Raw genomic sequence first — 1,740 nt, 5'->3', positions numbered from 1 at the left:
ATCCGGTTGGATACTGCGCATATACTCTCGGGCACAACCGTGATTCGGCGCGGCGGAGGCAATTGCTCAAAACACTTCTGCCGCGCAGACTCCTAGCCCTAACAAGGCCAGGCACGCGACGCCTACTGCATTGCGGCTTCGCCTCCATTCCGTAGCCGCGCATGCTGGCTGGCGTTATGCACCTGACGAGGTTGTATGAATAGGTATCAGCAATACTTTTGTCGGAGCCAGCTATCCAAGGCTTTGCGCAAGCAATGCCCTGACCGGATTCCTCGTTCCGGCGACGATGGGAAATCAATAAATTGCTTCTCTATTCGTTTCGATCAAGGTGATAAGCCATACCTCTTGGTCGAAGCAGTTGAAGGGAATCAGGTGATTTGCAGAGAGTGGGATGGAAATTCGTATAGTATTGATCGGAGGGTAAATCTATCAGCCCTAGACTCGAATTCTCTTTCCATAACCCATTACTACGGCCTATCTAGCGTGCAATATAATGGTTTGTGGGATGTCGTTGTGGGGCGTGCCATTAGGCTTCAGTACTTAAAAATCCATGTGCATAGGACCGTAAATTGGCTCGATCAGTATTTCTTCAACAAGAAAAAGTTGGTTACTAAACAAAGGATGGATCTTGTTAAATTTCTCTGGAGCCTCAAACTGCAGGGCCAGGATGAAGTTGATGCATTTAATCTGATGGGGCAGTTGTATAGTCTCAAATGGATTCTTCACCCAGAGGGCCAAGATCAGAAGCAAAAAGTTAAAGCGTTCTTGGACTCTCTGGCTGATACCGGTGAGCTTGAGCCACGTCAAAACGGAAAATATAGAATTTCTGGTTTCACTCTAAAGGCAATTGAAGAATACGAAGAGCAGGAACGTAGGCATACAGACCATGTAAAGATTCAACGGTGGGCACTGTTCCTGACGCTTGCGATTGTTGTGTTTACTGCGATACAGGCAGAAATTATTAAAATCCCAACGCTGATGGATCTCACAGCACTGTGGAAGTAGTGCATAACCAGTGCAGGCACGGCGACGCCCACTATATTGCGCCTTCGGCTCCATTCCGCGGGCGCGCATGCTGCGAGCGTTAAATGCCGGTGATAGCCATGTCCAAAGCTCCAACGATTTGGTCTCTAAAGTGCGATAGAGAGCCAACCGGGTTTTTGAGATGCTTTTCTGAAACAGAGGAAATTTGAGGCGTTAACAGCAGAAGCTCTTGGTCTGCAAAGCTGATTTCCGGTGTGACTCCTTGCATGGCTTCACCACTAAATGCGGAGCGTTTCCCCAAGGGGATGACGATTCGCGTTGCCAGCTCGCTCAACAGGCTGCTCTGAATATCGACAAGGTAAGGGTAGTGCGCTTTGCTGGTCTTGCTTGGGTTGGGGTATACATCGAACTGTGCCATCAAAATTCCCTGAATTCGTCGCCAAAGCATCCATGTTGTCCGACAAAATCGTTGTAACTTTTTATCGCGGCGCGGTTTTCTTCAACCCATTGTTCTGACTGACGTTTTGAGAGTTCTTCTTTCAGCGCTCGCTCGAGGGTAGCAGACAGGTTAATGTTTAGTTCACGGGTCTTACGCAGCAGATCGCTATTGACTGAGAGGTTTGCCGCTTTTTTGGGGGCAGCTACGTTGTAGAGTTCTGCCATTTGAGCCTCCAAGTGGCTATTTAATGGATGGTCTCAGTTTATGCGCATGCGGATGCGCATTCAAGCATTTAACCAATGGCTGTTGTCGGACGC

Annotated in this window: 3 protein-coding genes; 1 reads left to right on the top strand and 2 read right to left on the bottom strand. The window is 48.5% G+C overall.

From position 1 onward, the window contains the following. Positions 1-195: 195 nt before the first annotated feature. Positions 196-1,005, top strand: coding sequence for a hypothetical protein (locus C7H09_RS08015; protein ID WP_106762054.1), 810 nt, complete (start codon positions 196-198; stop codon positions 1,003-1,005). Positions 1,006-1,084: 79 nt separating this feature from the next. Here C7H09_RS08015 and C7H09_RS08010 read toward each other — a convergent pair whose 3' ends face one another. Together C7H09_RS08010 and C7H09_RS08005 are read right to left on the bottom strand one after the other, a co-directional pair. Further along, positions 1,085-1,402: a CcdB family protein gene (locus C7H09_RS08010; protein ID WP_106760638.1), complete on the bottom strand. Its 318-nt coding sequence runs from the start codon at positions 1,400-1,402 to the stop codon at positions 1,085-1,087. Then, positions 1,402-1,647: a type II toxin-antitoxin system CcdA family antitoxin gene (locus C7H09_RS08005; RefSeq protein ID WP_106760637.1), complete on the bottom strand. Its 246-nt coding sequence runs from the start codon at positions 1,645-1,647 to the stop codon at positions 1,402-1,404. Before C7H09_RS08005 ends, C7H09_RS08010 begins: the two co-directional genes overlap by 1 nt. Positions 1,648-1,740: the final 93 nt, after the last annotated feature.

This window comes from Marinobacter fuscus, assembly GCF_003007675.1.
Taxonomy (GTDB): Bacteria; Pseudomonadota; Gammaproteobacteria; order Pseudomonadales; family Oleiphilaceae; genus Marinobacter; species Marinobacter fuscus.
This window is presented reverse-complemented; position numbering and strand designations above follow the sequence as displayed.